The sequence below is a fragment of the Chryseobacterium herbae genome, from assembly GCF_025154075.1.
GTDB lineage: Bacteria > Bacteroidota > Bacteroidia > Flavobacteriales > Weeksellaceae > Chryseobacterium > Chryseobacterium herbae.
The window spans coordinates 203460-209980 of the sequence record NZ_JAOAMU010000001.1 but is presented as its reverse complement, the minus strand read 5'-3'; the positions used below and the strand labels follow the sequence as shown (position 1 = coordinate 209980).

At 38.0% G+C, this 6521-nt stretch carries 7 protein-coding genes; 4 read left to right on the top strand and 3 right to left on the bottom strand.

What is annotated here, in order from left to right; genetic code table 11:
• Positions 1-335: 335 nt before the first annotated feature.
• Both N0B48_RS00915 and N0B48_RS00910 read right to left on the bottom strand, forming a co-directional pair.
• Positions 336-722, bottom strand: coding sequence for a hypothetical protein (locus tag N0B48_RS00915; RefSeq protein WP_259835804.1), 387 nt, complete (start codon positions 720-722; stop codon positions 336-338).
• 154 nt (positions 723-876) lie between these two features.
• Positions 877-2256, bottom strand: coding sequence for an MFS transporter (locus N0B48_RS00910; protein ID WP_259835802.1), 1380 nt, complete (start codon positions 2254-2256; stop codon positions 877-879).
• Between the two features lie 73 nt (positions 2257-2329).
• Between N0B48_RS00910 and N0B48_RS00905 the strand changes: the two genes are divergently transcribed.
• From N0B48_RS00905 to N0B48_RS00895, 3 genes are all read left to right on the top strand, one after another.
• A complete protein-coding gene (locus N0B48_RS00905) occupies positions 2330-3196 on the top strand; it encodes an AraC family transcriptional regulator (protein ID WP_259835799.1) in 867 nt (288 codons plus the stop codon).
• 211 nt (positions 3197-3407) lie between these two features.
• Positions 3408-3902: a MarR family winged helix-turn-helix transcriptional regulator gene (locus tag N0B48_RS00900; RefSeq protein WP_259835796.1), complete on the top strand. Its 495-nt coding sequence runs from the start codon at positions 3408-3410 to the stop codon at positions 3900-3902.
• Positions 3899-4663, top strand: a complete 765-nt coding sequence (locus N0B48_RS00895; RefSeq protein WP_259835793.1) for a hypothetical protein — start codon at positions 3899-3901, stop codon at positions 4661-4663. Before N0B48_RS00900 ends, N0B48_RS00895 begins: the two co-directional genes overlap by 4 nt.
• Positions 4664-4672: 9 nt before the next feature.
• Here N0B48_RS00895 and N0B48_RS00890 read toward each other — a convergent pair whose 3' ends face one another.
• On the bottom strand, positions 4673-5299 hold the full coding sequence (locus N0B48_RS00890; RefSeq protein ID WP_259835790.1) for an RNA polymerase sigma factor: 627 nt from the start codon (positions 5297-5299) through the stop codon (positions 4673-4675).
• A gap of 242 nt (positions 5300-5541) precedes the next feature.
• Between N0B48_RS00890 and N0B48_RS00885 the strand changes: the two genes are divergently transcribed.
• Positions 5542-6489, top strand: a complete 948-nt coding sequence (locus tag N0B48_RS00885; RefSeq protein WP_259835788.1) for a FecR family protein — start codon at positions 5542-5544, stop codon at positions 6487-6489.
• The last annotated feature ends 32 nt before the right edge of the window (positions 6490-6521 follow it).

Here is a 6521-nt window from a genome sequence, read left to right as displayed (position 1 = left end):
ATCTTAATTATGAAAAATCGCAAGGTCAATTTTTTGGTTTACAGATATGTTATTTACAATCAATGACAAGATTTTCTGCAAAGGCTAAAAATATTCAATAGGAGTGGGCTTTAGCCCGCTTTTAGTTTATAGATCTGATAAAGGCCTTAGTCCAATTTTAATTATTAAAAATCGCAAGGTCAATTTTTTGGTTTACAGATATGTTCTTTAAAATCAATGATAAGATTTTCTGCAAAGGCTAAAAATATTCAATAGGAGCGGGCTTTAGCCCGCTTTCAATTTATACCTATGGCAAAGGCTTTAGCCAAAACCTAAATTGCAATCCCACAATATTATCAAATCCATTTTTCAATAAGATGAAGCCAGAAAGCCCTGTTTTCACGGATCACAAAAGCAGCTGACGATTTTCGACGGGTTACCATACTTCCTGTCGTCTGAATTTCAATATAGGAAGCCAATCCATGATTTTCTGTAGCATGCACTTCAATATTTTCGAGAACAATCTTTCGATCCGGAAATTTCGCATAGGCTCCCGGAAGCCATTCTGAAAATGCAGCTAAAATGATTGTATCATTATTGCCATTAATCATTTTAAAATCTGAATCAAAACCAGCCAAAAGCTTGGTGTAAAGACCTTTCTGATCTTCTGTTCCACGAAACCAAGCTTCAATATCGGTATGGGATTCTTTAATTTCTTTAATGATTTTTTCTTCGTTATTCATAAGTTTAAATATATATGTTTTGTATTAATGGTAAGAACTAAAATATCAGGCTAAGGTTGAGAAAGGTTTAGAGGGAGACTAAGAATATTATTGACTACAAACCAGCAACTCATTTATTCTCAAACTCTCTCACCCCGAATCCCGTAACCCGAAATTAATCTTTACTGTGTTTCAACAGGGTTTTATTGATGGAAACTCCGACGATCTGAACTGCGCCAATCATCAAAACAGCCAGGGCAAAAGCTTTAGGAAATCCCCAATATTCTATGGCACTGAAAAAGACCGTTCCGATAATCGTACCACCGGTTACACTGCCTATCTGTATACTGATGCTGACCAAACCCGAAGCCTGGCCGGCTTTTTCTTTACTGATCAAAGCAATCGCTTTACGCATCATCACGGGCATGATAATTCCATGGCCAAGTCCCGCTAAAAACAGACTGATATCGGTTTCAAAAGAAGGCTTTTCATGAATATAAATAAATAATGAAGTCAGGGAGAATCCTGTCATTAACAGACCTAAACCCACATATGTCATGGTATATGATGATCGCTTTATCTTTGAAAGAATGAGCGGCCCGAGAAAGAAAGCTATTCCATAAGGAATAATGGCCAAACCTGTATCTACCGGATTCTGATGCAGAAACTGTTGCAGATAATACGGATAACAGATAAATAGTCCTGATGTGAAATTGTAAAAGAAAATAATGAAAAGACAGAGAACGAATGGACGGTGTTGCAAAAGACTGGGATCTATCAATACAGGCTTATTCTTACGTAATGATTTAACTTCATAGTTGTAAAACACCATCAACAGTAAAAGTCCTGATAATAGAATCACAAAAATCCACCACGCCCAATCATATTTCCGGCCGAAAATAATGGGACAGATGAGCATCAGCAACGATGTGATCAGTAGGAAAGCTCCGGTAAAATCAATGTTTTGTCTCGTTTCTTCACGATTATTATCCATAGTAAAGTGAATACCGATGATGCAAAGTATGGTGACGGGAACGTTAACCAAAAATACCATCTCCCATGAAAACATGGTCCAGTGAAGATTAAGCAGAAAACCTCCCAGTAATTGTCCCGCAACGGAAGCCAGCCCGAATACAGAACTGAATATACTGACTGCCTTAGGCTGCTCATTACTGCTGAACAGAACCCTGATGGAAGCAAGAACCTGAGGCGCCAGAAAAGAAGCTCCAACGCCTTGAAACAGACGCGCGATAATGAGAAATGTAATATCAGGAGAAAAAGCGCAGGCAAGAGAAGAAAGCAAAAAGAGGTATAAGCCCAGAATAAATATTTTCTTCCGGCCATATACATCTCCCAATCGGCCTCCGCAAACCACAAGAGCCGCATAGGTAAGTCCGTAAATAGCAACGACCAACTGCAGCTGGTGATCACTGGCATTGAAGGCTTTTTTGATAGAAGGAAGTGCCATATTGACGATAAAATAATCCAGAGGCGAGAGAAAAGCGCCTGCGGTCAGATAGCTGAGAGCCTGCCAGCGTTTGGGATAAGTATTCATATTTTTTTCGCAAAATTACCCGCTTATTGTACCTGTAAAATTGTACTTTTGGAGGAAAAATAAGTACTGACGCATGAAGATATTACCCGTTGAACGTATTGATGTGAAGGAAATCAAGCTTTGTCAGGAGGAAATTTCACTTAAGACGAAAACCTTTCTTTCCCTGGTTTATGTCCTGAACGGGCATGGAACACTTACATATGATGAGCGGATCATTACTTTTAAGGAATCTAAGCTTTTTATTATTCCCCAAAATCAGCTGTATCAATTTAAAAGTGAAAATGCTGAACTTGTGGTTATACAGTGTCCTATTGAATTCATTGATAAAATAAGACTGGAAGCCGACCGTATAGAAAGCTGCGAAAATCTCTACAAACTTCAGTATATCAGCAATAATTATCATGCAAGGGCAGGATGTGTATTCCGTAATAAGAATGATGAACGTTTTGCAGAAGCCCTTATTCTTCAGATTGCAAGAGAGTACAAGAATAAAACGGATGATTATCTGATCATCCGGAACTGTATTTCCATTTTGCTGAATCTCATCGCCAGAAATATCATTGAAAGCGAAACCTCTGATCTGAAAGAGAACAGAAAAGCTTTTTCCATCATGAAAATCATCACGTATATTCAGGAGCATGTGAAAGATAAGGAGAAGACCAGAATTCAGGTGATTGCAGACCATTTTGGAATTTCAAGGAATTATTTCGGGGAATATTTTAAGCAGCATACCGGGGTTTCTTATCAGGATTATTTGTTGGATTACCGCTTGAAACTGGTGGAAACTTATCTGAAATACAGCAGTGCCCGGTTGAGCGAAATAGCCTACGAACTTCAGTTCAGTGATGAAAGCCATCTGTCTAAACTATTCAAGAAATACAGAAACATGACGCCTAAAGAATACAGGAAGAATAGCTTAAACCATGACCAAGTGAACTAAAGTTAAGCGTTTGAGAGGTGGAGAGTTTAGAGTGAATGGGTTTTTGTACTGTTGATTTCATCTCTGATATCTGAAATCTCATATCTGGCATCTTAACTTTCAATTCTTACCTTTTCTTTTTTAAACAAAATCAATAAATTTTCAAAATAAATATAAAGTCAACTATATAGTTGGCTTTATATTTATATATTTGTATTTAAATCAGTAGGAAATGAATCAGGATTTTATCAAAGAATTAGGCTATAAAGCATTGGATAGCAGGTTGAAAAGAATAAGCGACCGGATGTCCCATGACGTGAGGAAGTTTTACAAAGAAATGAATATTGATGTAGAACCTAACTGGTATCTCGTTTTTATGCTGCTTCAAAAAAATAGAGAAATGTCTATTGTAGATATTGCCGAGCCTTTGGGATATTCCCATCCTTCGGTAGTCGCGATTGTAAAAAAAATGGCGGAGAAAGATTATCTGGCTATTAAAAAAGATCGTACAGACAAGCGGAAACAGATGGTCTCACTTACAGAAAAGGCCGTCAAAATGCTTCCCCAGCTGGAGCAGATCTGGGACAGTTGTGAGAAAGCAATTTTACAGGTTCTTTCCGATGATCTGGGAATTCTGGCTTATCTGGACAGCATAGATTCCCGGTTGAAAGACGACTCTTTTCATGACAGATTTAAAAAAGAATACTTAAAAACAAATATTGTATGAGAACACTTATTTTTATTGTAGCTTTTCTTGTCTCAGGCTTGACACTTTCTGCAGCAGAGACCAAAATAATGATCAGGGCCAAAGCAAGGGATGCAAAATTTATCGGAAGCTCGTTGGGAGGCGCCCATATTATTGTCCGGAATAAAGTAAATCAGCAGATTTTAGCGGAAGGAAATACTACCGGAAGCACCGGAAATACAGATCTGATCATGAAAGGAGCCAAAACAAGGGGAACTTCCATCACCGATCCTCAGACTGCAGGTTTTCTAGCATCAATAGATATAAATGAACCTACATTTATAAGTATTGAAATAGTTTCGCCATTTAACAATAAACAGGCGCAAGCTACCGTAACTACCGAGCTATGGCTGATTCCGGGAAAACATATTCTGGGCGACGGAATCATTTTAGAAATTCCCGGATTTATCATTGATATCCTGAAACCGAGAACCCATCAGTATATTTCACTGAATAGCATTAAAGGAAAACCGTTTCCGTTTCAGGCCAATATTGTCATGATGTGCGGATGTGTTGTTGATAAAAACGGAGTCTGGAATTCCGACGAAATTGAAGTTAAGGGAATTCTTAAAAAAGACGGCCAATATCTCAAAGATGTTACCCTATCACTGGTCTCTACCAATCTGTTTGAAGGAAGTGAACTGCTAAATACTCCCGGAAACTATGAACTTATTGTATATGCTTACCATGAGAAATCTGGTAACACAGGAGTAGATAAGGTAAATTATGTGGTGTACGAATAATTGCTCTGCTTAATACTTCGTCAGAAGTTCCATCAATACAAGAATAGATACCAGTTTTTTAGAAGACTGGTATTCCGGGTTCAGCTGGTCCCGTATTTCCCCTAATGCTTTGCTTAATTTATTACTGACGGTTTTATTGCTTATTCCAAGGGCTTCTGCCGTTTCATCAACAGACATATTTCTTCTGATTCTCATGTCATACACACTCTGCTCCGTAGAAGGAAGCTGGGAAACGACCTCATCGATCATCAGCAATAAAGCAGAGATCTCATTTTCTTCAATAATTTCAAAATATTCCGTGTCCGATATATCAATCTCGCCGGTAGGATCATATTCATCGATACTGATGGTAGACGGTGTCTTTTTAGAACTGTTGTAATGATCGATAATCCTGTAATGAAGGTATCGGAGCAGATAGCCTTTTGCGCTTTCTGATTCGTCGGTCTGTATGGAAGCAGTATCCTCCAGTATCTTGATCCAAAGGTTCTGCAGCAGTTCCTCAGACATCTCCTTATCTCTCGTTCTCATGAAAACAAAACGGTAAAGACTATCCCAATACCGCTCGTAAAGCAGCATGAATGCAGGACGGTCGCCTGATTTTATTTTCTTTAATATCGTATAGTCTGTTGTCTTCATATCGTTACCGCAAAATTACCTAAAGGAAAATTAACTTTTTATGAACTTTGGGGATCCTAAGATTAATTATTTCTGAAAGATATCTCCGGAATGTGAATCAAATGTTGAGAAAACAGATAAATGGCTTAAAATTGTTAACAAGCTGGTTTTAATATGAATACAATATTAAGAATCACTTGGGGAAGTTTTTCATTTTCATAGTCTTATAGATAGAAGTATCTGTGAATACCATGAAATATTTTATGAAAAGCCAAAAATATAAAAATACTGCCGCCTTCGTTTTTAAGCTCTGGCAGAGGGAAGTTTCCGAAGAAAAAATCTCAGCAAAGGAAGATGAATTATTAAGTCAGTGGAAAAATCAGTCAGAAAAAGATCTCGATAAGATTCATATGAAAGAATCTAAAGAAAGAATCTTGTCTGCGCTGGAATTGTATTTCATTAAACCGGTAAAAACTACCCCGATCTATCCATTTAGAAAATACGCTTATACCGCTGCAGCTGCAGTGATACTTCTACTATCAGTTGGAGGAATCCTTACCTATACTACTTTCTTTAAGCCGGATACTTACACAGCAGAAACCGGAAACCGGAAAGTCTATCTGGCAGACGGTTCCGTAGTAACCTTACTGAAAGGTGCAGAGCTTACGGTAGACCAATCATTCCCTGCTTCCACGAGAATTGTGGATTTAAAAGGAGATGCCATTTTTTCCGTGGCAAAATCAAAAATCCATCCATTCATTGTGCGTGCAGACGGTTTCAGTACGAAAGTATTGGGAACTGTTTTTAAGATCTCCCAGTCCGGAAAAGATAAGTCTGTACAACTTTATGAAGGAAAAGTGGCCGTATCATCAGTAGGAACAGAAGTTTCTTACCTGAAGCCTAATCAGAAGTGGACAAATTTCGGGATTGCCCATACCGCAGCCGTACTATCATTGACCACAGAAAAAAAATCCGGAATGCAGAAAGCTGAATTACTGTCATTGAGTTTCAACGATGTTTCATTCAAAGAAGTAGCAGATGTCATGCAGACTAACTACAAAATTAAAATTGTGTACCCTAAAGAAACCGCAGAGAAAAGAATCACAGCAGATTTTTCAGGAGGTACAGCTGACGAAAATATGGAAGCGCTGGCATTTATATTGGGACTGGAAGTCCATAAAGAAGATCATATATACACCTTGAAAAAATAAATTACCCTACAGAATTAACCCTACAAAATAAA